Origin of the sequence: Streptomyces sp. NPDC088730, assembly GCF_044751215.1 — a bacterium.
In the GTDB taxonomy this organism is placed as follows: domain Bacteria; phylum Actinomycetota; class Actinomycetes; order Streptomycetales; family Streptomycetaceae; genus Streptomyces.
This window is the reverse complement of record NZ_JBIVLK010000020.1, coordinates 70,348-93,406: the sequence shown is the minus strand read 5'-3', so window position 1 is coordinate 93,406 and position 23,059 is coordinate 70,348. Positions and strand designations below refer to the sequence as shown.

The following is a 23,059-nucleotide window of genomic DNA, read 5'->3' as shown; positions in this document are numbered from 1 at the left end:
CCCGAGCGCCGCCCCGGCGAACGCGCCTACGGCAGGGTCTCTGCCTGCCGGACTTCCGTCCGGCGGAGTGACCCGCGAGCGAAGGGGCCTTCCGAGGCGGAGGCGTGATCCGCTGCCGCCCGGATGGCGGGGATCAGGTCCGCGAACCGTTCGAGCTGGTCGCGCTGGGAGTGCGGGTCCAGGGCGCAGAGGCGGGCGACGATGTGCCGAGCACCGGCGTCGATGTACTGTCCCAGGCGATCGAGCACCTGGTCGGCGGAGCCGGTGACGACTGCCTGGATCTTTTCCAGCTCCTCCAGTGGCATGCCGTAGATGGCGCGCGCGTAGTCCTCCAGTGCCCGACGGCCGCTCTCGATGTCGTCGTCGATCCTTACCGAGACGAAGAGCGCGGGGGCGATGTCCTCGGTCTCGCGTCCCGCGCCGGCCGCAGCTTCGCGGACTTCGCGGAGGCCTGACGCGTAGTCAGCGGGGTGGGGCGGGTAGGGAAGCCATCCGTCGTACATCCGGCCGGTGCGGGCCAGCGCCGCGGGGGTCGCGCCGCCGAGCCAGATGGGCGGGCCGCCGGGCCGGGCCGGCCGGGTCGTGGGCGGGATGTCGTCGAACCGGAGGATCTCTCCGTGGAAGGAGTCGGCGCCGTCCCACAGGGCCCGCCACAGTGCGACCGTCTCGTCCAGGCGGGCGAAGCGCCTTTCCCACGGCAGCTCGGACAGGGCGTAGAGGGGCCGCCCCAGTCGGCCGGGGAAGCCCGCGCCCACGGTCACGGTGAGCCGGCCACCGGACAGCAGGTCGACCGACGCGAGTGCCTGAGCGGCCTGGACCGGCCGGCGGAGGAACGGCATCAGTGCGGCGGTGCCCAGCGTCACGGTCCCGGTCACCGGGGCGAGCGCGGCAAGCATCGTCAGCGTCTCGACGCGCGGGCTGAGCAGGGAGTCGTTGGCGAAGAGCGAGGAGAACCCCAAGCGTTCGGCATCGCGGCCGAAGGCGATCAGTTCGCGAGGGTCGCCGGCAGGGCCCCACTGGGCGGTTCCGGTCGGAAGCAGTACACCGATGTCCATGCCGGCAATGCTCACGGCCAATGCGAGTGGCGACAATTCCCCGCAGGGAATGGCCCGGACCCTTCGGTGCCGTTACAAAAGGACCGTGGACTTCCCCCGTGCGCTTCGTGAACGTCGTACCCGCCGTCGTATCAGCCAGCTCGATCTGGCGCTGCGAGCGGGCACCACCCAGCGCCACCTCAGCTTCATCGAATCCGGCAGGTCCATCCCGGGCCGCAACATCGTCGTGCGCCTGGCCGAGTCGCTGGAACTGCCGCTCCGGGAGCGGAACGAGCTGCTGCTGGCCGCCGGGTACGCGCCCGCCTACCCGGAGAGCTCACTGGACGATCCGGTGCTGGCCCCCGTGCGCACGGCGATCGGCCACATCCTCCGCGGGCATCTGCCGTATCCGGCGCTGGTCGTGGACCGGGCCGGTGACCTGATCGCCGCGAACACCGCATTCGACCTGATCACCGAAGGCGCGGCTGCCGAGCTGGTGGGTCCGGGCACGAATGTCTACCGCCTGGCGCTGCATCCCGACGGACTGGCTCCCCGCATCCTCAACCTCGCGGAGTGGGCGCGCCACATCCTGGTGCGTCTCGGCCATCTGGAGGAGTTGCGGGCCGAGCTCACCGGGTACGTTCCCGAACCGGCGCCGTCCGCTGGGCAACTCGGATTCGCCGTGCCGCTCCGCCTGCGGTCCTCGTACGGTGAGCTTCGCCTGATGACGACGGTGACCACCTTCGCCACCGCTGTCGACGTGACGCTTGCCGAACTGAAGCTGGAGGCGTTCCTGCCGGCCGATCCGGCGACAGCCGAGGCCCTCTCAGCAGCCGCCGGGGGCAACGGAGGTGCGATGGCCAAGCCCAGCAGCTGATCCGGTCCGCCCCGGGGACGGCGCGACGTCCCGGCCCGGCACCGGATCGACGGGAGAGCCCTTAGGCTGCCAACCGTCACCGGCACCGTCCCCGATCCAGGAGCGCGCACGATGTTCGACCCCGCCCAGCGGCACCCGTACCCCGACGCGTTCCGGCCGGACGCAGCGCCTGCCCCGCACGCTCTGCTCGCACCGCTGAGCGGGTTCCTGGGCACCTGGGCCGGGCGGGGCAGTGGTGAGTACCCGACGCTCGCCGAGGAGTTCCGGTACGCGCAGCAGGTGACCTTCAGTCACGACGGGCGCCCCTTCCTCCATTACGAGGCGCGCGCCTGGCTGCTCGACGCGGACGGCGCCCCGCTGCGGCCGTCCGCACGGGAGAGCGGCTGGTGGCGGATGCAGGCGGACGGGCGGGTGGAGGCGCTGATCACTCAGCCCACCGGTGTCGCGGAGATCCTGACGGGCCGTGCGGCCGACGGCGCGGCCGACCTCGCCACCCATCAGGTCGCTCTCGCGCCCACCGCCAAGGAGGTCAGCGCCACCCGCCGCCGCTACACCCTGACGGATGACGGCACGCTCGACTTCGTCCACGACCTCGCGGCGGTCGGCCAGCCGCTCCAGCACCACCTTTCGGCGCGGCTCCGGCGCGAGGGCGGCAGCAGGCCGCACTGATACCGCGCTGATCCGCGCACCGTGACGGGGCGCCGGCTGCCGTCCCGTCCGACGGCGCCCGCGCTTCAGACTCCGGACAGCACCGCCCGCAGCCGGGCCGCGAACGCCCGCGGATGCGTGGTGTTGCCGTTGTGTCCGCCGGGAAAGGGGACGACCTCCCGGCCGGTCAGTTCGGCGAGGCTCCGCGCGCACTGGCCGACGAAAACGGATGGCGCCGTGGTGCTGCCGCTCGCGGGCACGATGCGTACGGGCGTCGCCCGCAGCGCTTCCCGGTCGAGCTCGGCTTCGATGACCGCGGTGAAGTCGCGCTCGATGAAGAAGCCGAAGTTGGCCACACGGCGCGGGGTGAGCGGCATCGGGGTGAGCCCCGGTTCGGTCTCCTGGCGCGTCGGGTCGATGCCGAGGACCCGGGCGATCTCGGGGAAGGCCGCTGCCAGACCGCCGTCACGGTGGACGTCCTGAAGGCGCGCCAGCTCGGCGGCGTGCCGCTCGCGCTGTCCGGCGGGCAGCAGGGACGGCGTGACCGGGTCGTGCGCCACGAGCAGCCCGAGCTGCTCGGGGTGGGCGAGCGCCAGGTGCAGCCCGATGGCGGCGCCCATGCTGCACCCGAGCATCAGGGCGGGTTCATCGGTCAGTTCGGCCAGCAGCCGGTGCACGTCGTCGGCGTGCTGGGCCATGGTGATGCGCTGCCCGGGGTCGTCGAGCGTGCTGCGGGAGAGGCCCCGCCGGTCGTAGGTGACCACGGTGCAGCGGTCCACGAGCAGGTCGACCAGGTCGGTGCTGCGGTCGGCGTCGCCCTCACCGCTCTGGGAGACGAGCAGCAGGGGGCCTGAGCCGCGGACTTCGTAGTGGAGCGTGGCGCCATCGGTGTCGAGGAACATCGGGCTCTCCCGGTCGCAGGGGTGGGCGGCGCCATGAGCACCGGCCGGGTACCACGCAAGGTAGTGCATCTATTTAGATGTATCAATAGAGATGCGCCTAGGTGGTGTCGAGCCTCGGGTGTCGTGGTCACCCGGCCGTCGGCTGCCGAGCTTGAGGGAATGTCCCTATTGGGTAGTTAGTCGCGTATCCCACCAATGATTCACTGACGACCTTTTTCCGTGGTCCAAGGCTCATGGATTTTGAGCAAATCACCCCTTTTCGGGCTCAGTGGTCAGCATCACCTTCCCGGCCCGTGACGCGGCGCAGCCGGCCTCGGTTCCCTTTCGCGCCAAGAAAGTTGACTTCCCCCGCAGGGTCTGGGGCCGGGCATTTCTTTTAATTGATCTTGCGAATCAATTTGGATCAAGAATTCCGGGCTTGTTTCGTCCGGCGTTTTTCGCTTACGGTCACCGTCAATCCGGATGGAACGCCGAATCCTGCCGCCGTCCGGGAACCCGACCCACTCACGTACGGCAGGAGCGGGGGACCCAGGTTTGCCGCCGTTCCGGAATCCGGAGCGGCTAGGGGTTAAGTCGCCATCACGCGCGGCCGGACATCTCCAGTCCGAACCCGACAGCTCACCTCGCAGGCGGCGGAGAGGAAATGCGCCATGCCCATCACGGGTAAGTACCGTCGTTTCAAGTCCACCTCCCTGACCCGCGGTTTCATCGCCGTGAGCACGGGCGGAGTCGTTCTCGCGCTCCCCCTGATCGGGGCCGGATCGGCTTCTGCCGCACCGGCACACCCGGCCGTCGCGGAAAAGTCGGTGTCCTCGACCCCCTTTGCTGCCAAGGGAATTGCGGCCCGCCAGGCGGAGTCCACCGTCTATTCCGTGGTCTCCGGTGATTCGCTTTCCAAGATCGCCCGAGGGCATTCCCTCAGCGGTGGCTGGGAGCGGCTCTACCAGGACAACCGGAGTGCGGTCGGCGGAAACCCCGACCTGATTCACCCGGGCCTCAAGCTGACCATCGGCGCCAAGTCCGTTGCCGTAGCCCCGAAGGCGGCTCCCACCGCCGAATCGAAGGCGAAGCCCGCGGCCGAGGCTGACCCCGCGACCGACGCCGCGCAGTCGTCCGACCGGTCCGAGGGGACCGACCGGGCCGACCGCTCCCAGCGGACGGTCACGCCCGTCGCGGAGAAGACCACCGCCACCGAGACCGCGGCCACCGCTCCCGCGCAGGCCGCCACGGTGTACACCAACGACCTCGACGGCTGGATCAAGGAGTCGCTCGCCGTGATGGCCCAGAACGGCATCCCCGGCAGCTACGACGGCATCTACCGCAACGTGATCCGCGAGTCCTCCGGCAACCCGCAGATCGTGAACAACTGGGACTCGAACGCCGCCGCCGGCACTCCCTCCAAGGGCCTCCTCCAGGTGATCCAGCCCACCTTCGAGGCCTACCACGTGGCCGGTACGTCGACGGACATCCTCGACCCCGTCGCCAACATCACCGCCGCGTGCAACTACGCCGCGGCCACCTACGGCTCCATCGACAACGTCTTCGGCGCCTACTGACATACCCCGGCCCCGCCTTCTGGAGGGGCCGGGCGCAGGGGTGGGAGGGAGCCATGAGGCTCCCTCCCACCCCTTTCGCGTGCCGTACGTGCCGTGCGGCTGACAACAGGCGGTCGAATCGCGCCTTTCGCGTGCCGTACGTGCCGTGCGGCTGACAACAGGCGGTCGAATCGCGTCGTCCCCGGGGTGTCACCGCCACCGCCTCGTGGACGTACGGACGGGGTCACTGCCACCGGCTCGCGGACGTACGGACGGGGGTCACTGCCACCCGGCTCGTGGACGTACGGACGGGGTCACTGCCACCGGCTCGTGGACGTACGGACGGGGTCACCGCCACCCGCCTCGTGGACGTACGCCGACGGATCGCCCGGCGGCCCGGCAGCTTCCTCCGGGTCCGCTCCGGCCGCCTCACAACAGGGTGCGCGATGGCACTATGAACCTTTCATCCCGCGCGCTACCCTCCGCCGCATGATTTCCACGGTGGTCTGGGGAACCGGCAATGTCGGCCGCGCGGCCATCCGCGCCGTCGAGGCCCATCCGGCCCTGCAACTGGCGCACGTGCTTGTTCACGATCCGGGCAAGGTGGGCCGCGACGCGGGCGACCTCGCCGGGACCGGCCGCGATCTGGGCGTCGCGGCGACCGACGACATCGACGCGGTGCTGGCCACCGCTCCCGGCGCGGTGGTGTACGCGGCCTCCGGGGACATCCGCCCCGACGAGGCGCTCGCCGACATCACCAGGGCGGTCCGCACCGGGGTGGTGGTCGTCACCCCCGCCCTGTACGCCCTCTACGACCAGCGGGGCGCCCCGCCGGAGCTGCGCGACCCGGTCCTGGCCGCTGTCGCGGACGGCGGCGGCTCCCTGTTCGTCTCCGGCGTCGACCCCGGCTGGGGCAACGACGTGCTGCCCCTGCTGATCAGCGGACTCGGCAGCACGGTCGACGCGATCCGCTGCCAGGAGATCTTCGACTACTCCACCTACGACCAGCCCGACGCGGTCCGCGACCTGATCGGCATGGGACACCCCATGGAGTACGAGCCGCTGATGCTGGCGGCCTCCGTCCCGACGATGGTGTGGGGCGGCCAGCTGCGGCTGATGGCCAGGGCCCTGGGCGTGGAGCTCGACGACATCCGCGAGACCATGGCCAGGCGGCCGCTGGAGACGACGGTCACCACCCGGACCATGGGCGAGTTCGCGGCGGGCACCCAGGGCGCGGTGCGGTTCGAGGTGCAGGGCATCGTCGAGGGCGAGCCCCGCATCGTCATCGAGCACATCACCCGCATCCACCCGTCCTGCGCCCCGGACTGGCCGTCGCCGCCCGACGGCGCCGGTGCCCACCGCGTGATCATCGAGGGCCGTCCGCGCATCGAGGTCACCGTCGAGGCCACCGACGAGGACGAGAACCGCTCGGCGGGCGGCAACGCCACCGCGGTCGGCCGGCTGGTGAACGCCATCGACTGGCTGGTGGAGGCGGAACCCGGACTCTACGACGCACTCGACGTCCCCCTGCGCCCCGCAGCCGGCAGACTCGGAAGGAAGCAGCCATGATCATCGACATCCCCGAGGGCCAGGAGCCGATCGGATACGTATGGGGCGACATGGTCCCCGGAATCGGGATGGCCGCCGCGAACTTCTCGCTCTCGGTGTACGAGCACACCTCACTGGGCCTGCGGGAGTTCGAGGCCGCCCGGCTGCGGATCGCCCAGATCAACGGGTGCCTGTTCTGCCTGGACTGGCGCACCGAACGGGACGGAGAGAAGGTCGAGGAGGAGTTCGCCGACGCGGTGAACGAATGGCGCACCACGGGGGTCTTCGACGACCGGACCCGGCTGGCCGCCGAGTACGCGGAGCGGTACGCCCTGGACCACCACGGTCTGGACGAGGAGTTCTGGACCCGGATGACCGCGCACTACAGCCAGCGCGAGATCGTCGAGCTGAGCATGAGCATCGGCTCCTGGCTGGCGTTCGGCCGGCTCAACCACGTACTGGGTCTCGACGCCGTGTGCGTGCTGCCCGGCCACTGAGCCGCACGGCGCCCCGGGCTCGTCCGCTGTGCCCCGAGCCCGGGGCGTACCCAGGAGGAGACCCGTCCCGTCATCTCCTCCTGGCCCGACTGCCGCGTCGGCCGGTCTCACAGATCGGTGGCGATGATCTTCTCGATGTTCCGTTCGGCGAGCGCCGTGATGGTGACGAACGGATTGACGCTGGTGTTGCCGGGGATCAGCGCGCCGTCGATCACGTACAGTCCCGAATACCCGTGCAGGCGGCCGTAGTTGTCGGTGGCCCGGTCCAGCACCGCACCCCCGAGGGGGTGATAGGTGAGGTGGTCGCCCCAGATCTTGTAGACACCGAAGAGGTCCGTCCGGTAGATCGTCCCCTCCTTCGCGTTGATCTTGTCGAAGATCGTCTTGGCCATGTCGATGGACGGCTGCTTCCACGCGGTCTGCCAGTTCAGGTCGACCTTGCCCGTCGCGGGGTTCCAGGAGAACTGGGCCCGGTTCGGGTTCTTCGTGATCGACAGGTAGAACGAGGCGAACGTCTCGATCCCGGTCGGCAACGGCGCGACCTCGGCGAACGCGCCGCCGCCGGCCCAGTTGTCGATGCCTCCGCAGGGGATGCTCGACTGGACCGCGCCGGTCGGGTCCCACAGGTGGTTGGCGCGGCCGCACATCACGTTGCCGTTGTCGCCCCAGCCCTTGCCGATCTCGTCGTTGAGGGCGGGCAGTTTGCCGGTCGCCTTCAGCTCGGTCAGCAGCTTGCTCGTGCCGACGCTGCCGGCCGCGAAGAACACCTTGTCCGCGGTCACCGTCTTGGTGGCCTCGGTGCTTCCGTCGGTGCGCAGTTGGTCGATGACGACGGTGTAGCCGCCGGCCGACGCCGGGGAGACCGAAGTCACCTTGTGCAGGGGTGAGATGGTGACGTTCCCGGTCGCCATGACCTGGGCGAGGTAGGTCTTCTGCAGCGACTTCTTGCCGTAGTTGTTGCCGTAGAGGATCTCACCCGCCAGTGCCGACTTGGGTACGGTGCCGGCCGCCTCCTGCTCCATGTAGTCCCAGTCGTACACGTCGGGTACGAAGACGAACGGGAAGCCTGAGCGCTGGGCCTGCTTGCGGCCGACCCGGGCGTACTTGTAGCAGTCGACGCTGTCGAACCAGGCCGGGTCCACGGTGCCGACGCCCAGGCCGGAGTTGGCGCGCGGGTAGTAGGTGGAGTACATCTCGTCGGCGTTGACCGTGGGGAGGACGGCGCCGAAGTTCTCCCGCTTCGGAGTGACGGCCATGCCCCCGTTGACCAGCGAGCCGCCGCCGACGCCGCGCCCCTGGTAGACGGTGATTCCGCTGAAGTCCTCTGCGTCCAGGATTCCGGTGTAGCGGGGGATCGACCTGTCGATGGGGAAGCCGAGGAAGTTGCTGAGTGGCTGCTTGGTCTTGGTGCGCAGCCAGTACGAGCGGCCGTCGGGGCTCGTCGTGTTGGCGAAGATCTTGCCGTCGGAGCCGGGGGTGTCCCAGGACATGCCCATCTCGACCATGTGCACTTTGATGCCCGCGCGGGCGAGCCGCAGGGCGGCCACGGAGCCGCCGTACCCGGTGCCGATCACCAGGACCGGAACGTGCTCCCCGCTGCCGATCACCGTGGCTCGGGCGCGGCTCGCCGCCTGGGCGACGGTGGCGTGTCCGGAGAGGGCCGCAGCCCCCACTATGAAACTTGTTCTAGCGATGAATCTGCGACGCGAGACACCGCTCGATCCCTTGTCGGGTAAGCTTGAGTCCGTCATGTGACGTTCCTCACTCTCGATCGAATGGGAACGAGTTCTACTGTCGCTCGCGCAAGAAGTCACTACATACCTGCGAGTAATTTCTCTGAGGTTCGGCAGTCCGTCGGCCGCCCCCGGCCCGCCGCCCCGGGGTGCGGCACCCGGGCCCCGCGTGGATGCTGGGAGTGTCAGCGTTCCATGAGGAGGACAGTCATGAGCATGCTCGACAAGATCAAGGACCTGATGAAGGGGCACCCGGACCAGGCCCGCCAGGGAGTCGAGAAGGGTGGCGACTTCGTCGACAAGAAGACGGGTGGCAAGTACAGCGGCCAGGTCGACTCCGCCCAGCAGAAGCTCAATGACCAGATCGGTGACAAGCGGCCGCCCGCCGACGGCCGGTAGAGCGCCCCGGAGGTCCCGACAGCCCTCGCGCGGTCGCGACGGAGCGGCGGTCGCCGTCAACGGCGACCGCCGCTCCGCTCGTTCGTGGCCGACCTCTTTCGTGGGCGGCTTCGGTGGGTCATGGCTCCGTCCGGACCTTGCTCCGGCGGTGGCGGAGGTCAGTTGTGGCCGAACTTCCGCTCACGCCTGTGCGAGACCTGCTCGGAGATCGCCTTCACCCCTTCGGGTGCGGGTGCGGTGCTCGTCTGTTCCTTGGGCTCCGCGGTCGCGGAGTGCTCATGGCCGCCGCTCCGGGCGCCACGGTTGTGCCGGCTCTGCTTCTTGCCCATGATCGTGCCTCCTGTGCGGATGTCGGACGATGGGCCGCCTTGCGGACTCGCATACAAGTGTAAATGGTGCATTTACCTGCATAGCGTGCATCTCTGTCCTGGGGTGCCCCGTCTGACGTGCGGAGCACGGCCGCGGGGGAGCATGCTGGGTGGGTGACCTGGTACGGCGCGGCCCGGGGTGCTCCGCTCAGCGAGGACGCCGGTGTGCCCGGGAGCCTGAAGGACGGCCGGGCGCCGGACGAACTGTCCCTGGTGCTCGCCCAGGCCGTGGTGAACGGGGTCGAGGCAGCGGGCGGACAGGCGGGCGGGGCCTTTCTCCGCTCCCGTACACCGGGACTGCTGCGGCTGGCGGTACTGGCGGGGCTGCCCGGACCCCTCTTCCGCCCCTGGTGGCGGATGCATGTGAACCGCCCGTTCCCGGTGGCCGACGCGTTCCGCAGGGGCCAGGCCGTGCACCTCGCCGACCCCGAGGAGGCCATGCGCCGCTACCCGCAGCTGATGGCGGGCCTGCCGTTCCCGTTCAGCTCCCTGTACGTGCCAGTCAGCTGCGGCGGCGAACCGGTCGGAGTCCTGACGGTCCTGCGTCCGGCGACACCCGGAAAGCCGGTGGGAACCGCCGAACGGAGCAGGCTCGGCACGGTCGCCGAAGAGCTGGGCACCGCGCTGACGGAGCTGGCGTACACCGGTACGGAACCGCGATGGGACGAGGAACCGCTCCCCGTCCAGCTGCCCGCGGGCAGCTCGCCGCCCGTGAGGATCGGCCGCTTCGACTGGGACCTGGCCAGTGGCGCCGTCGGCGCCGACGCCGAACTGTGCGCGATCCTCGGCACCGAGCCCGCCGAGTTCCCGGGCACGATCGACGCGCTGGCCGCCCGACTGGCTCCGGAGGACGTCTACGGACTGTGGGCCCTGGCCCGCCAGGCGGCGGGGTCGGGCGGCCCCGTCGTACGCAGGATGCGGCTGCGCGGCCCCGACGGCCGCTCGCATCTGCTGGAGGTCTCGGGCCGCCGCGACGGCGCGCCCGGGGCCGGTGCGGCGAGCCATCTGACCGGTTTCCTGGTGGACCTCGGCATCGGCCCGGTCGTTCCCGAGGCGGCCGACCGGCTGCCCCGGGGAATCTTCTCGCTGGACCGCTTCGGCCGGATCACCTACCTCAACGACCAGGCCGAGCAGATCCTCGGCCACGCCAGGTCCGAGCTGGTCGGACGGGTGCTCTGGGAAGTCCTTCCGTGGTTCGCCAACCCCGCGTACGAGGACCACTACCGGTCCGCCATGATCTCCGACGATCCGGTCCACTTCCTCGCCCGCCGCACCCCGCCCCCCTGGCTCGCGATCTCCCTCTACCCCGGCCACGAAGGGCTGACGGCCGTACTCACCCCCACCGAGGAACCCTCCTACGCGCCGGGCTCCGTGGCCTCGCCGGGGCTGGGCCTCGGTTCCCCGGCCGACCGCTCCGCCGCGCTCTACCGGCCGGTCGCGCTGGCCATCGCGCTGACCGAGGCCGTCACCGCCCGGCAGGTGTCCGCCGTGGTGACCGAGGAACTGCTGCCCGCGTTCGGCGGCAGGCAGCTCGCGATCTACCTGCTCAAGGAGGGCCGCCTCTACCTGGAATGGGAGACCGGGTTCCCCAAGGGCTTCCTCGACGGGTTCGACGGAGTCGGCCTGGACGCCCGCATCCCCGGTGTGGAAACGCTGACCTCCGGCCGCCCGATCTTCTTCGAGTCCATGCAGCACCTGGGCGCCGCCTACCCCGGCATCCCGATGGACGCGGACGTCGGCGCCCGCGCGTTCCTGCCGCTGATCGCCTCCGGACAGCACGTCGGCTCCTGCATCCTCGGCTTCGACCAGCCGCGCGGCTTCAGCCCGGAGGAGCGCACGATCCTGACCGCGCTGGCCGGTCTCATCGCCCAGGCACTGCAACGGGCCCAGCGGTACGACACCGAGGCCGCCCTCGCCCGCGGACTGCAGGACGTCCTGCTGCCGCACCGGCTGCCCGTCGTTGACCACGTCGCCACCGCCGGCCGCTACCTCGCGGGCACCCAGGGCATGGAGGTCGGCGGTGACTGGTACGACGTCATCGAGACGGGCGAGCGGGTGGCCCTGGTCATCGGGGACGTCCAGGGACACGGCGTCGCGGCGGCCGCCACCATGGGGCAACTGCGCAGCGCCGTACGGGCCTTCGCGCTCAGCGGACACGATCCGCAGGAGGTGGTGAGCGGCACCAACCGGCTCCTCATCGACCTCGACCCGGGTCAGTTCGCCAGCTGCTGCTACATCGTCCTGGACCCGGCCACCGGTATCGCGCGGGCCGTGCGCGCCGGGCATCCGCAGCCCGTGCTGCGCCACCCGGACGGCACGGCCGAAGTGCTGGACCTGTCGGGCGGGATCGTGCTCGGTGTCGCGCCCGACGCCGTCTACCCCGTCAGCGAACTGCGTCTTGCCACGGGCGCGATGCTCGCCCTGTACACCGACGGGATGGTCGAGCAGTCCGGAACGGACATCGACGTGGGCATCGAACGGCTGCGCCGCACCATCGCCGATTTCGGCCCGGCCCCGCTGACCGACACGGCGGACCATGTGATCGCACGGGCCAGACAGGCCCCGGACCGGCCCGACGACATCGCCCTGCTGCTCGCCGGCCGCTGGGAGGAGACGGACGACCCGAACGGCACGGACGGCGATGCGAACGGGACGGCCCGGATCCCGTGAGCGCGGCTCAGGCGCGGCCGGTGACCGGCCGCCTGTCCGGCACCGCCGCCCCGGACGCGGCGTCGTCTCTCTCGGCCCTGGCCCGCGGCGGCGTCGGGCCCGGCCGGTCCGGGACGGGGCCTGCCCGCAGCAGCCCCGCGGCGAAGACCACGACGGCCGCGGCGGCCGGCCACCAGAAGGTGCCGCGGTACGAGCCGGCGGTGGGAGCCGCGTGCGCGCCGCCGTCCTGGAGGGGCAGCGCGACGACCGCGATGCCGGGCCAGGCCCCGATCTGGCTGAGGACGAACACCGCGCCGGTGGTGCCCGCCACCGACCCGCCCGGCACCGTCCGGTGGACCGATCCCGTCGTGGGCGCGCCCACCGGGCCCATGCCGGGGCCGGCGGCGAACTGCGCCGCGGCCGGCGCGATCCGGGAGGCGCCCGGACCGGACCGGGCGAAGACCGGGGCGCCCGCCCCGATGGGCAGGACCCCGAAACCCGGCGCAGGCCGCGGAGGCTGTCGGCGCGGGCATCGATACCTTCCTGCGCGCTTCTCGGCACGGCGACCCCGCCCGTGCTGACCGAACGGCGAAACCCGTAGTCCCGAACCCCTTCAGCAGGCAGGATGGGGCCGGTGAACAATCCTCCAGCCGTCCCGACCGGCGCTTCGACCGACGAACTGCGCACCGCGTACGACGCCCAGCTACGCGGAGTCACCCCACCCGGCGGCTCGGCCCGGATCGAGACGGACGGACCGCTGACCCGCGTCGTCGGCTGGCACCGCGGCTTCGTCACGGGCCCGCGGGACCTGGGCGTGGACGGGCCGGCCCTCGACGAACTCATAGCGCGGCAGCGTGATTTCTACGCCGCCCGCGGCGAGGCGGTCGAGTGGAAGACCCGCGCCCACGATCTCCCCGCCGACCTGGGCGACCGCCTCACGGCAGCCGGATTCACCGCGGAGGACAGTGAGACGGTGCTCATCGGGCAGTCCGCCGTCCTCGCCGCCGATCCCGTGCTGCCCGACGGCGTCGTCCTCCGGCGCGTCACCGCCAGGGCCGACCTCGAACGGATCGCCGCCATGGAGAGCGCCGTCTGGGGCGAGGACTGGAGCTGGCTCGCGGACGACCTGGCCGCCCGCATCGAGAACGCCCCGGAGAACACCGTCGTCCTCGTCGCGGAGGCGGGCACCGAAATCGTCTGCGCGGCCTGGCTGGTGTTCAAGGACGGGGTCGACTTCGGCGGCCTCTGGGGCGGCTCCACGCTCAGGAAGTGGCGCGGACGCGGGATCTACCGCGCCCTGGTGGCCCGGCGCGCGCAGCTCGCCGCCGCCCGCGGAGTCCCCTACCTCTACGTGGACGCCTCCGCCGACAGCGCGCCGATCCTCACCCGGCTGGGCCTGCACGCGGTCACCACGACGACCCCCTACGTCTGGTCTCCCTGAGGCGCGCTCAGCGCCGGCGGGTCTTCGGGGCGGGAACGAGGCGTACCGCGGTGTTGAGGACATGGTCGATCACATCGCGCGAGGGGTTGTCCGTCAGATTGCTGAGCAGCCTGGCCAGCGTGTTGAGCAGGAACGGCGAGCCCATCACGTACCGGTTCAGGACGGGCTGGAACCCCGACCGGCTGAAGACGAGATCGGCGGCCGTGTTGCCCAGCCGGTAGTAACGCCCCCAGCGCCGGTTCATCTCCGCCGGGTAGTGGTGCAGCGCCCGCTCCCGCCGGGGGCCCGCGGGCATCGCCAGGGCCAGTGCGGCGCTCTCGGCGGCGACCTCCCCGGCCTCCAGGGCCTGGCCGATGCCCTCGCCGTTCCACGGGCTGATCATGCCTCCGGAGTCGCCGACCAGGAGGAGGCCCCGGGTGTAGAGCGGATGACGGTTGAGGCCCAGCGGCAGCGCCGCGCTGCGCACGGGCCCCTCGGCGTTCTCCTCGCGGAGCCCCCACTCGGGCGGTGTACGGGCCAGCCACTGGTCCAGGGTCGCCCGCAGATCGGGCTTGCCGTGCCGGCGGTGGGGGATCGCGCCGAGTCCCACGTTGACGCGCCCGTCGCCCATCGGGAAGATCCAGCCGTACCCCGGCAGGAAACGGTCGCTCCTGGGGAAGCGGAGGTCGGCCCAGAGCTCCAGGTACTCCTCCCGGGAGCGCTCGGGGCTGCGGTAGTAGCGGCGGGCCGCCGTGGCGATCTGGCGCCTGGTGTCCCGTTCCAGGCCCATCGCGAGAGCCAGCCGGGCGGAGGCCCCGTCGGCGGCGATGACGACCGGCGCCCGGTGCACCACCGGGTCCGCCTTCCCGGACACCGCGCTCACCCCGGTGATCCGCCCGGCCCGGTCGGTCACCGGCTCCGTCACCTTCACGCCGGTGCGCAGCCGGGCACCGGCGGCGACGGCGTGGCGGGCCAGGATGTCGTCGAAGTCGTGGCGGCTGCGGGTGAGGCCGAAATCCGGGTAGCCGCCCAGCGCGGGCCAGTCGATCCGCACCTGCCGGTCCCCGGTCACCCAGCGCATCCCGCGCGACCGCGTCCAGCCCGGTGCCTCGATGTCGACGCCCATCCGGATGAGCTGGTGCACGGCGCGCGGCGTGAGGCCGTCCCCGCACACCTTCTCCCGGGGGAAGCCGGACTTCTCCAGGAGCAGCACATCCACGCCCGCGCGGGCGAGATGGAAGGCGGCGGACGAACCGGCCGGACCCGCCCCCACCACGATCACCTGCGCCTCCTCCGGCCCGCCGGGGGACTGTTCGTCGGGCGGGGACTGGTCTGCGCGCGCTTCCCGCATCGGGAACCCTTTCCTGGGGCGGCCGGAGCCACCCGGGGAGGCGGCCCTGTACACCCACATCCTGCCGGTTCGCGCCGCTCGGCGGCAGGGTGATCACGCGTGCGAGGCGTGCGGGCTTCCGGTTCGTCCGCAGCGACGCGCCCCGGGGCCGCACGGTGTGCGGCCCCGGGGCGGGCAGGCGGACGGACAAGCGGTGAAGGGACGGGAGACGGACGCTGACGGGTCAGTACGGCAGCGGACGCCCGGACGGCGTACGCAGATCGAGCGGCGGCGGCCGCGACGGAAGCTGGGGACGTCTGACAACCCTGATGCGGCCCACTGCCACCTCCTGTCGGTCACCCGACCTATGCCCTGCGGTACGCCGTTCACACCCCGCGGGGCCGGTGATCGCGTTCCGTGACCGGGCCCCGCCTACCCCCGCGGGCCGTGGCCCGCGTCGGCGAGCAGCCGCTCGATCCGGTCGAAGCGCTCGTGCAGCAGCTGGGCGGTCTCCTCCCGGGCGTGACGCGCGGTCTGCTCCGCCGCTGCGGTGAGCCGGTGCCGACGCCTCTGCTCGTGCCCCACGAACCAGGTGGCGAGAGCCGCCGTGACCATCCCGTAGGTGGTGATGCCCACGCCCATCACCACGACAGCGACGATCCGGCCCCACAGGGTCACCGGGTAGAAGTCGCCGTACCCCACGGTCGTCGCCGTCTCCGCCGACCACCACAGCGCCCGGGGATAGCTGGTGATGGTCGCGGCGTGCCCGGCGTGCTGTTCCGCCGCGAGCACCGCCCAGGAGCCGGCGAGCACGGTCAGCGCGAGGACCACCGTCGCCCAGCCCACCGCCTTCAGATGGAGTGAACGGCCTTCCCGGCCGAGCAGCAGCTCGACCGCCTTGGTCAGGAACACAGGCACCATTTCGGGATCATGCCCGGCCCCCGCCGCCGCCCGCCGACGGGCGCGCGCCGGCGGGAGCCGGCGTCACCCGTTCGGAACGTCCTGCCGGACCGGCAGAGGATGCCGGGCCCGCACGACGGACCACGCTCCGCATTCCGACCCCGGCATTTCGTGTTAAACCTGGAGACGTGGGTGGTTCTGCTCGGTTCCGGGCGTGGTTTCACCGCTCCGCCCGGCGGCCGCATCGGGACGATGCCGGACGCTCGGGCGGTGAGGGGCGTGCGTCCTTCGAACCGGAGGTGAAAGGGCTCTCGGCCGGCCGCAGGGTGCGCGCTCTCCTCAGCGCTCGCACCGTTGCCGGGCAGGTCTTCTTCATGACCCTGGTGATCGTGCTGCTGCTCGTGGCGGCCGCGGTCTTCTCACTGGTGCTCCAGGGCAGACGCGACAGCGCGCACGAGGCCGCCGCCCGTTCGATGAGCGTGGCGCAGTCCTTCGCCAACGCACCCGGAACCGCCGCGGCGCTGGACAGCAAGGACCCCACCGCCGTACTGCAACCGCTCGCGGAGAGAGTCCGGGAGCGCACCGGCGTGGAGTCCATCGTGGTGGCCGGGACCAATGGCATCCGCTACACCCACCCCGACCGCGAACGGATCGGCAAGCACATCATCGGCCCGTACAAGGAAGCCCTGGACGGTCGCGCCTTCACCCGGACCTTCACCACGAGCCGCGGCCCCTCCGTCGTCTCGCTTGCGCCCGTCCTGCGGCCCGACGGCACGGTCGCCGGGCTGGTGTCCGTGAGCATCACGGTCAAGACCGTGAACGCGGTGGCCGAACCGAGCCCCCCGTTCGCCATCGGCACCGCGCTGGGCGCGCTGGTCCTCACGGCGGGCGCCGCCGCCCTGGTGAGCCGCAGGCTGCGCCGCCAGACACACGGCCTCGGCCCGACCGAGATGACTCGGATGTACGAGCACCACGACGCGGTGTTGCACTCGGTCCGCGAGGGCGTCCTCATCATCGGCGCCGACCACCGGCTGCTGCTCGCCAACGACGAGGCCAAAAGACTCCTCGGACTGCCCGCCGACGCGGAGGGGTGCGCCGTGACCGAGCTGGGGCTGGAGCCGCGTACCGCCGAACTGCTGGCCTCCGGCAAGGTCGCCACCGACGAGGTACGGCCGGCCGGGAACCGCCTCCTGGCCATCAACCTCCGTCCCACCGCCGAACGCGGCGGGCCCCCGGGCGTCGTGGCGACCCTGCGGGACACCACGGAGCTGCGGGTCGTCACGGGCAGGGCGGAGACCGTGCGGGAGCGTCTGACGCTGCTGTACCGCGCGGGCGCACGGATCGGCACCACCCTGGACGTCGCCACGACCGCACGGGAACTCGCGGAGGTCTCCGCCCCCGGATTCGCCGACTGCGCGACGGTCGACCTCGCGGACGCGGTGCTGCGCGGAGAGGAACCGGAGCCACCCTCCGGCGAGGTGATAAACGTACGCCGCACCGCCGCCTCCGGGGCCGGGACCGACCACCCCCTCTACCCGCTCGGCCGGGTCATCGGGTTCGTGCCCACCGGCCCCGAAGGCATCGGCAGCAGCAGCGGCCACACCTGGATGGTCCCCGACCTGTCCGCGTCCGAGCAGTGGCGCCGGACCGACCCGAAACAGTCCGCGAGAATCCTGGAGTACGGGTTCCACTCACTGCTCTCTGTGCCGCTGCACGCGCGCGGTGTCATCCTCGGCATGGCGAACTTCTGGCGCGCGGAGAACGAGGAGCCCTTCGACGCCGAGGACCTGTCCTTCGCGGAGGAGCTGGTGGCCCGCGCCGCCGTCAGCGTCGACAACGCCCGGCGCTACACCCGCGAGCACGAGATGGCCGTGACCCTGCAGCGCAGCCTGCTGCCGCGCGGCGTGCCCGAGCAGAACGCCCTGGACGTCGCCTTCCGCTACCTGCCGGCGCAGGCCGGGGTGGGCGGGGACTGGTTCGACGTGATCCCGCTGTCCGGCGCACGGGTCGCCCTCGTGGTGGGCGACGTCGTCGGGCACGGCCTGCACGCCGCGGCCACCATGGGCCGGCTGCGCACCACGGTGCACAACTTCTCCACCCTGGACCTGCCGCCCGACGAACTCCTCGGCCACCTCGACGAACTCGTCGTCCGGATCGATCAGGACGAGCAGACCGACGACAGCGTCGCCGTCACCGGGGCCACCTGTCTCTACGCGATCTACGACGCGGTGACCGGGCGCTGCTCGGTGGCTCGGGCCGGCCATCCGGGACCCGCTCTCGTGCTGCCCGACGGCACCGTCGAGTTCCCCGAGATCCCGGCGGGTCTGCCCCTCGGGATCGGCGGGATGCCCTTCGAGACGGTCGAGCTGGAGGTGCCGGAGGGAAGCCGGCTGGTCATGTACACGGACGGCCTGATCGAGCGGCGGGACCGGGACATCGACGACGGCCTTGAGGAGCTGCGCCAGACCCTGGCCGACCGCGACCGGACCCCGGAGGAGACCTGTGACGACGTGCTGGAGGCCCTGCTGCCCACCCGGCCGGGCGACGACGTCGCCCTGCTGGTGGCCCGCACCCGCACCATGGACCCGGCCCGGCGCGTGCAGTGGGAAGTGGCCCCCGATGCCTCGGCCGTCTCGGGTGTCCGCAAGGAGGCCACCCGGTGGCTCAGCGACCAGGGGCTCGACGAGGAGGGGTTCGTCACCGAGCTGATCCTCAGCGAGCTGGTGACCAACGCCATCCGCTACGGCTCCGAGCCCATCACCGTACGGCTGCTGTACGACCGCGCGCTGATCTGCGAGGTGGCGGACTGCAGCAGCACCTCGCCGCATCTGCGCTATGCCGCGACCACCGACGAGGGCGGGCGGGGCCTCTTCCTGGTCGCCCAGTTCGCGGAGCGCTGGGGTACCCGGTACACCGCGCGCGGCAAGGTGATCTGGTCCGAGCAGACGCTCGGTGAGCCGGAGCCGCCACCCGAGTCCGGATAGGGGCCCGCACCGAATAGAGGCGGTGCGGGGTCCGGCAGCGGCTGCCGGACCCCGCACCCTTCGTTCACCTCATGAGCGGTGTCACGGGAAGGACACCACGTTGGACGGGACGGTCGACGTCCCCGACGTGGGCGCACCGGTGTTGTTGATGACATGTTCGTACTGGCCCTGGCCGCCGAGCGAGACGACGAGCAGGTCGTGGAACTTCACTCCGGCCTTCACCGGGGCCTCGAAGCCGTGGCCCTGGATGATCGTCGGGTCCACGTTGTAGTAGCAGTAGCTGCCCAGGCCCCACCCTTCGTGGGTGTTGACGGAGTCGTCGACCTTGTAGGCCGCGAACCCCTTGGTGTTGCCGTTCTGGACGGCCGCCTGGTTGGGGGCGTCGTACGACTTCTCGTTCTGGAAGAAGATCGTCTTGCCCCGCTCGCCGGACCAGCGCACGTCGTACTTGTTGAAGTGCTCGACGAACAGCCCGGTCGCCAGCACGTCGTCACCGTTGACCTGGAGGCCGTAGTCGGACCGGTTGGTCTCCCAGCCGACCCCGTCCCCGTGGTCGGCACGCCACAGCCAGGTGTGGTCGACGATGGTGTCGTCGTTGTTGATCACCATGGCGGTGGTGGCCTTGCCGGCCCCCGCGCCGCCGACCCGGACGAACACGTCCTGGACGGTGGTCGGGTTCGCCGAGTGGTCGGCGGAGGCGCCGTCGGGGCCGACCTGGACCAGGACCTGGGAGTTCTGCGGACCGGCGTCGACGAGCAGACCGGCGAGCTTCACCCCGTCCACGTCACCGACCTTGATCGCGGTGACCCCGTTGTCCGGGATGATCGTGGCGAGGCCGAGGCCCAGGACGACCGTGTTGGCGCGGTCGATGTTGATGGTCTGGTTCACGTGGTAGATGCCGGGCGTGAACAGCAGGTGCAGGCCCTGCTGCACGGCCGCGTTGATGGTGGCGGCGGAGGCCCCGGGCTTGACCACGTAGAACTGGCTCAGCGGGATGGACTCGCCCTGCGGCGTCCCGTTCCACGAGACACCGCGTGCGTTGGTGCGCTTGGCGGGGACGAAGACCTTGTAGTCGTTGCCGTCCAGGTAGAGGAACGGCTTCTCACGCGAGACGGGGGTGGTGCCGAGCGTGGTGTACGGGGGGTTGGGGAAGCTCTGGGCGGGGGCGCCCTCGACGCCGGAGAACGTCATGTTCCAGACGCCGTTGCCCCAGCTGCCGATCGAGCTGTCCCGGGTGTACCACTGCTGCTGCGAGTACGGGCCCACCTGGCCGTCGATCTTGCTGTCGGCGATGTACCCGCCGCTCGCCCAGCCGTAGCCGTTCGGCGCGAGGTTGAGCCCGCCCTTGACGTGCATCCGGCGGAACGGGGCGGCCTGCGAGACGGCCCAGCGGTCGGTGCCGCTGACCGGGTTGAGCGCCAGGTTCTCCGCCGAACGCCAGAAGTTCTGGGTGGCGTTGCCGTTGAACCAGCCCGCGTCGACGGTCACGTCACCGTTGAATGTGGTGTCGTCCGGCTTGAGACCGAGACCGGCGATCGAGGTGTAGAACCCGATCTGCGCGTTGAGGTTGTTGTACGTGCCCGGCTTGAACATCAGCGCGTAGCGGCCGTCACCGAACTGCGCCGACTCCTGCTTCTTGAAGATCTCGTCGACCTTGGCCTGGATGTTGGGCGTCGAGGGGTCGAAGACCAGCACGTTGGGACCGAGGTCGCCGCCGCCGGGAATCTGCGGGCCGCCCCCGCCGCCGGTGGTGCCGAAGACCTGGAACTCCCAGAGCGAGTAGCCGTACTGGGTGGCTCGCGTGGTGCCCGTCAGCCTGACGTAGCGCGCGGTGCCGGAGACGTTCAGCGTCTCGTTCCCGCCGGGGCCGGTGGTGGTGGAGTAGGCGGTGCTCCAGGTGCTGTTGTTCGTGGAGAACTCGATCTTGTAGCTCTTCGCGTAGGCGGTTTCCCACTTCAGCGCGATCTGGCTGACCGAGGCGGAGGAGCCCAGGTCGACCTCGATCCACTGGGGGTCGGAGGCGGCGCTCGACCAGCGGGTGCCGTTGTCGCCGTCCACCGCGGAGGTGGCGGGCGTGCCGTAGTTCTCCTGGCTGGAGGCGGTCACCGTCTTGCCCTGCGAGAGCAGCGTGGGCGCCGCGCTCGCCGGGGACGAGGGGACGAAGGCCAGCAGCGAGACGACGAGACCGGCGACGGCGGTCAGTACGCCGGTACGTCTTCTTCTGGTCGAGGCCACGGGTCTGTGGAACACGGGGGGTGCGTACATGGGTGAGTCTCCTGAGTCGCGGTACGGGTGCACGACACGAAGTCGGAGAGCGCTCTCTCCGGCCGATGGGGATACTTCTCCCTCCGTTCCCTACGCGTCAATAGGTGTGCAACACCCGGTTGTTCGGCGGGCGTTGAGAACAAGAGTTGACGACGGGAATCTCACGGTTGACCCGGTTACGCACGCCTTCGCGGTCAACTGGCCATGGATCCGGAACGGCGTCGATTCAGGGGATGATGGTGTGTACACATGGAGTGACCGGTCTGATGCGCGCCGTTGCCACCGCAACGGCGCGCTGCCCGAAGGTACCCGCAGCGGGTCGGAGGATCTGCGCACCGGAGGCCACCGCGCCTGTTACCGGACATCTTGCCGACGCCCTGGGGACAGCGGGCGTGGGTGCTCGCTATCCTCCGGGACATGAGCCGTGAGCATGACACGCGCGGCGCCCTTGACCAGGCGCGATGGTGTTTCCGGTGACCGGCGACATGGGCCCCGCGCCGTCCGGGCCCGGTGCCGCCGAGGCGTGGAGATCCTTCGGGGTCCGGCTGCGCCAGTGGCGCCGGCGGGCCGGGCTGACACAGGTTCAGGTCGGCGTCCGGGTCGGCTACGACCACACCGCCATCAGCAAACTCGAACACGGCAGCCGCCGGACGCCACCGCCGCTGGCCCGCAGGCTGGACGACCTGCTGATGGCGGGCGGTGACCTGCTGGCCGCCTGCGAGGCGGCCGAGGCGCTGGAGGCCGTGCGGTCCTCGGGCGAGGCGTCCGGCGGCCCGCCCGCCGCCCCCGCGCGCCGAGGTCCGCTGCCCGGAGAGCCCGCGGGCGGGGCGCTCCTCGCGATGCTGCCGCCGGGCGCGGCGCTGCCCGCCCGCCTTCCGGCGTACGGACTCGCCTGCCCGGTGCACGGCCGGGACGGCTGCGCCGTGCCCGCGCTGGCCGATGTCGTCGAACTGCACGCCGTCTTCTGCGCCCTGGGCCCGGAATCCTCGTCCCACCCCGCGCTGGACGACGAGACCATGCACGCGCTGACCGCCCTGCTGGCCGTCTGCCTGCGCGCCGACGAGGAGCGCGGCTGGCCGGGAGCGACCGCGGTCGTCGAGCGCACCCTGCACGCCATGCTCCGCTGGATGGCGCTGCCCGCCGCCCCCTACCAGCGCCAACTCGCCCCGCTGGCAGCCGAGTACGCCCAGTCGGCCGGCTGTCTGCGGCTGCTGTGGGGCCGCAACGGCACCGCGATGGCCTGGCTCGACCGCTCGCTGCTCTGGTCGGCCATGGCCGGTCATGTGGGGACCGAGGTCGCCGCCCTGAGCGATATGAGTACCCTGGCCCGGCTGGAGGGGGACGGCCCGTCGGCGCTGGCGTACGGCGGGGCGATCCGGCAGGCCGCGGCGGGCCGGGCCTGGGCGGGGGCGATGAGCGATCTGTACCAGGCACGCGGGCACGCGGTCCGGGGGGACGCCGCGCAGACCCTGGGACACATCGACCGTGCCTGGTCCCAGCTGGACCGGGTGGGGGAGCGGGACGAGTCGGAGGCGCCCTGGCTCTCGGTGGCCTCGGTGCGGCTGCGGGTGGAGTCGGGCGCCGCCGGAGCGCTGCGCGATCTCGCGGCGGCCACCGGGGACCGCCGGTTCGCGCTGCGCGCGGTCGGGGCGGCCGGCACCGCGCTCGGACTGCTGCCGGCCGGAATGCTCTCGGCCCGGATGCTGTTCCTGGCCCGGCTGGCGGACGCCCATGCCTGCGCGGGCGACCTGTCGGCGGCGCAGGCCGTGGCCGGCCCGGTGCTCGACACCACGGAGGTGACCCCGTCGACCCTCCTCGGCCAGGAACTGCGCGGACTGCACGGCAGGCTGGCGGCCCGTGGCGCCGGCCGGCCCGAGACCGAGGACTTCGTCCGCAGACTGGCCGCGGTGATCCGCTGAATCACGGGGGCGTCGAGGTCGGGGTGATCCGCTGAACCACCGGGGCGTCGA

Annotated in this window: 18 protein-coding genes and 1 riboswitch; of the genes, 10 read left to right on the top strand and 8 right to left on the bottom strand. The window is 71.4% G+C overall.

Going from position 1 to position 23,059, the window contains the following annotated elements; genetic code table 11:
• Positions 1-26: 26 nt before the first annotated feature.
• On the bottom strand, positions 27-1,055 hold the full coding sequence (locus ACIP89_RS34445; RefSeq protein WP_401932706.1) for an LLM class flavin-dependent oxidoreductase: 1,029 nt from the start codon (positions 1,053-1,055) through the stop codon (positions 27-29).
• An 85-nt stretch (positions 1,056-1,140) separates the two neighbouring features.
• On the opposite strand from ACIP89_RS34445, the gene ACIP89_RS34440 reads away from it, so the two are divergent.
• Positions 1,141-1,911, top strand: coding sequence for a helix-turn-helix domain-containing protein (locus tag ACIP89_RS34440; RefSeq protein ID WP_402118296.1), 771 nt, complete (start codon positions 1,141-1,143; stop codon positions 1,909-1,911).
• A gap of 111 nt (positions 1,912-2,022) precedes the next feature.
• Positions 2,023-2,580 (top strand): FABP family protein, encoded by a 558-nt coding sequence (locus ACIP89_RS34435; protein ID WP_401932700.1) that lies wholly within the window; start codon positions 2,023-2,025, stop codon positions 2,578-2,580.
• Positions 2,581-2,645: 65 nt separating this feature from the next.
• Here ACIP89_RS34435 and ACIP89_RS34430 read toward each other — a convergent pair whose 3' ends face one another.
• Entirely contained in the window at positions 2,646-3,461 is an 816-nt protein-coding gene (locus ACIP89_RS34430) for an alpha/beta fold hydrolase (protein WP_402118317.1), read from the bottom strand.
• A 458-nt stretch (positions 3,462-3,919) separates the two neighbouring features.
• A riboswitch (cyclic di-AMP (ydaO/yuaA leader) is annotated at positions 3,920-4,106 on the top strand.
• 5 nt (positions 4,107-4,111) lie between these two features.
• Here ACIP89_RS34430 and ACIP89_RS34425 point away from each other — a divergent pair.
• The 3 genes from ACIP89_RS34425 (at position 4,112) to ACIP89_RS34415 (ending at position 7,041) form a co-directional block, all read left to right on the top strand.
• Positions 4,112-5,017 (top strand): transglycosylase SLT domain-containing protein, encoded by a 906-nt coding sequence (locus ACIP89_RS34425; protein WP_402118294.1) that lies wholly within the window; start codon positions 4,112-4,114, stop codon positions 5,015-5,017.
• Positions 5,018-5,485: 468 nt separating this feature from the next.
• On the top strand, positions 5,486-6,565 hold the full coding sequence (locus ACIP89_RS34420) for a dihydrodipicolinate reductase (RefSeq protein ID WP_402118293.1): 1,080 nt from the start codon (positions 5,486-5,488) through the stop codon (positions 6,563-6,565).
• A complete protein-coding gene (locus ACIP89_RS34415) occupies positions 6,562-7,041 on the top strand; it encodes a carboxymuconolactone decarboxylase family protein (RefSeq protein WP_401928943.1) in 480 nt (159 codons plus the stop codon). The genes ACIP89_RS34420 and ACIP89_RS34415 overlap by 4 nt, the downstream gene beginning before the upstream one ends.
• Before the next feature lie 107 nt (positions 7,042-7,148).
• On the opposite strand, the gene ACIP89_RS34410 is transcribed toward ACIP89_RS34415, so the two are convergent.
• Positions 7,149-8,792: a GMC oxidoreductase gene (locus ACIP89_RS34410; RefSeq protein ID WP_401928945.1), complete on the bottom strand. Its 1,644-nt coding sequence runs from the start codon at positions 8,790-8,792 to the stop codon at positions 7,149-7,151.
• 192 nt (positions 8,793-8,984) lie between these two features.
• Between ACIP89_RS34410 and ACIP89_RS34405 the strand changes: the two genes are divergently transcribed.
• Positions 8,985-9,173, top strand: a complete 189-nt coding sequence (locus ACIP89_RS34405; RefSeq protein ID WP_401928947.1) for an antitoxin — start codon at positions 8,985-8,987, stop codon at positions 9,171-9,173.
• A gap of 158 nt (positions 9,174-9,331) precedes the next feature.
• Here the strand turns inward: ACIP89_RS34405 and ACIP89_RS34400 are convergent, their stop codons facing one another.
• Entirely contained in the window at positions 9,332-9,502 is a 171-nt protein-coding gene (locus ACIP89_RS34400) for a hypothetical protein (protein ID WP_199884421.1), read from the bottom strand.
• A gap of 153 nt (positions 9,503-9,655) precedes the next feature.
• On the opposite strand from ACIP89_RS34400, the gene ACIP89_RS34395 reads away from it, so the two are divergent.
• A complete protein-coding gene (locus ACIP89_RS34395) occupies positions 9,656-12,211 on the top strand; it encodes a SpoIIE family protein phosphatase (protein WP_402118291.1) in 2,556 nt (851 codons plus the stop codon).
• Between the two features lie 7 nt (positions 12,212-12,218).
• On the opposite strand, the gene ACIP89_RS34390 is transcribed toward ACIP89_RS34395, so the two are convergent.
• Entirely contained in the window at positions 12,219-12,572 is a 354-nt protein-coding gene (locus tag ACIP89_RS34390; RefSeq protein WP_402118290.1) for a hypothetical protein, read from the bottom strand.
• 252 nt (positions 12,573-12,824) lie between these two features.
• On the opposite strand from ACIP89_RS34390, the gene ACIP89_RS34385 reads away from it, so the two are divergent.
• Positions 12,825-13,631 carry a GNAT family N-acetyltransferase gene (locus ACIP89_RS34385; RefSeq protein WP_402118288.1) on the top strand — a complete coding sequence of 269 codons (807 nt, stop codon included), beginning with the start codon at positions 12,825-12,827 and terminating at the stop codon, positions 13,629-13,631.
• A 7-nt stretch (positions 13,632-13,638) separates the two neighbouring features.
• On the opposite strand, the gene ACIP89_RS34380 is transcribed toward ACIP89_RS34385, so the two are convergent.
• Positions 13,639-14,961 carry a geranylgeranyl reductase family protein gene (locus ACIP89_RS34380; RefSeq protein ID WP_401928953.1) on the bottom strand — a complete coding sequence of 441 codons (1,323 nt, stop codon included), beginning with the start codon at positions 14,959-14,961 and terminating at the stop codon, positions 13,639-13,641.
• Between the two features lie 411 nt (positions 14,962-15,372).
• Positions 15,373-15,861 (bottom strand): potassium channel family protein, encoded by a 489-nt coding sequence (locus ACIP89_RS34375; protein WP_402118286.1) that lies wholly within the window; start codon positions 15,859-15,861, stop codon positions 15,373-15,375.
• A 353-nt stretch (positions 15,862-16,214) separates the two neighbouring features.
• Here ACIP89_RS34375 and ACIP89_RS34370 point away from each other — a divergent pair, with 353 nt between their 5' ends.
• Positions 16,215-18,824: a SpoIIE family protein phosphatase gene (locus tag ACIP89_RS34370; RefSeq protein WP_402118284.1), complete on the top strand. Its 2,610-nt coding sequence runs from the start codon at positions 16,215-16,217 to the stop codon at positions 18,822-18,824.
• Between the two features lie 81 nt (positions 18,825-18,905).
• Here ACIP89_RS34370 and ACIP89_RS34365 read toward each other — a convergent pair whose 3' ends face one another.
• A complete protein-coding gene (locus tag ACIP89_RS34365) occupies positions 18,906-21,089 on the bottom strand; it encodes a discoidin domain-containing protein (RefSeq protein WP_402118283.1) in 2,184 nt (727 codons plus the stop codon).
• 473 nt (positions 21,090-21,562) lie between these two features.
• On the opposite strand from ACIP89_RS34365, the gene ACIP89_RS34360 reads away from it, so the two are divergent.
• The gene (locus ACIP89_RS34360) at positions 21,563-23,008 is read left to right on the top strand and encodes a helix-turn-helix domain-containing protein (protein WP_401928961.1); all 1,446 of its coding nucleotides are present in this window, start codon (positions 21,563-21,565) and stop codon (positions 23,006-23,008) included.
• The last annotated feature ends 51 nt before the right edge of the window (positions 23,009-23,059 follow it).

Bases quoted from the DNA above. Each gene is read 5' to 3' on its own strand.
- ACIP89_RS34445 (WP_401932706.1), bottom strand. From the start codon at position 1,055: ATGGACATCGGTGTACTGCTTCCGACCGGAACCGCCCAGTGGGGCCCT.
- ACIP89_RS34435 (WP_401932700.1), top strand. From the start codon at position 2,023: ATGTTCGACCCCGCCCAGCGGCACCCGTACCCCGACGCGTTCCGGCCG.
- ACIP89_RS34430 (WP_402118317.1), bottom strand. From the start codon at position 3,461: ATGTTCCTCGACACCGATGGCGCCACGCTCCACTACGAAGTCCGCGGC.
- ACIP89_RS34425 (WP_402118294.1), top strand. From the start codon at position 4,112: ATGCCCATCACGGGTAAGTACCGTCGTTTCAAGTCCACCTCCCTGACC.
- ACIP89_RS34420 (WP_402118293.1), top strand. From the start codon at position 5,486: ATGATTTCCACGGTGGTCTGGGGAACCGGCAATGTCGGCCGCGCGGCC.
- ACIP89_RS34415 (WP_401928943.1), top strand. From the start codon at position 6,562: ATGATCATCGACATCCCCGAGGGCCAGGAGCCGATCGGATACGTATGG.
- ACIP89_RS34410 (WP_401928945.1), bottom strand. From the start codon at position 8,792: ATGACGGACTCAAGCTTACCCGACAAGGGATCGAGCGGTGTCTCGCGT.
- ACIP89_RS34405 (WP_401928947.1), top strand. From the start codon at position 8,985: ATGAGCATGCTCGACAAGATCAAGGACCTGATGAAGGGGCACCCGGAC.
- ACIP89_RS34400 (WP_199884421.1), bottom strand. From the start codon at position 9,502: ATGGGCAAGAAGCAGAGCCGGCACAACCGTGGCGCCCGGAGCGGCGGC.
- ACIP89_RS34380 (WP_401928953.1), bottom strand. From the start codon at position 14,961: ATGCGGGAAGCGCGCGCAGACCAGTCCCCGCCCGACGAACAGTCCCCC.
- ACIP89_RS34375 (WP_402118286.1), bottom strand. From the start codon at position 15,861: ATGGTGCCTGTGTTCCTGACCAAGGCGGTCGAGCTGCTGCTCGGCCGG.
- ACIP89_RS34370 (WP_402118284.1), top strand. From the start codon at position 16,215: ATGACCCTGGTGATCGTGCTGCTGCTCGTGGCGGCCGCGGTCTTCTCA.
- ACIP89_RS34365 (WP_402118283.1), bottom strand. From the start codon at position 21,089: ATGTACGCACCCCCCGTGTTCCACAGACCCGTGGCCTCGACCAGAAGA.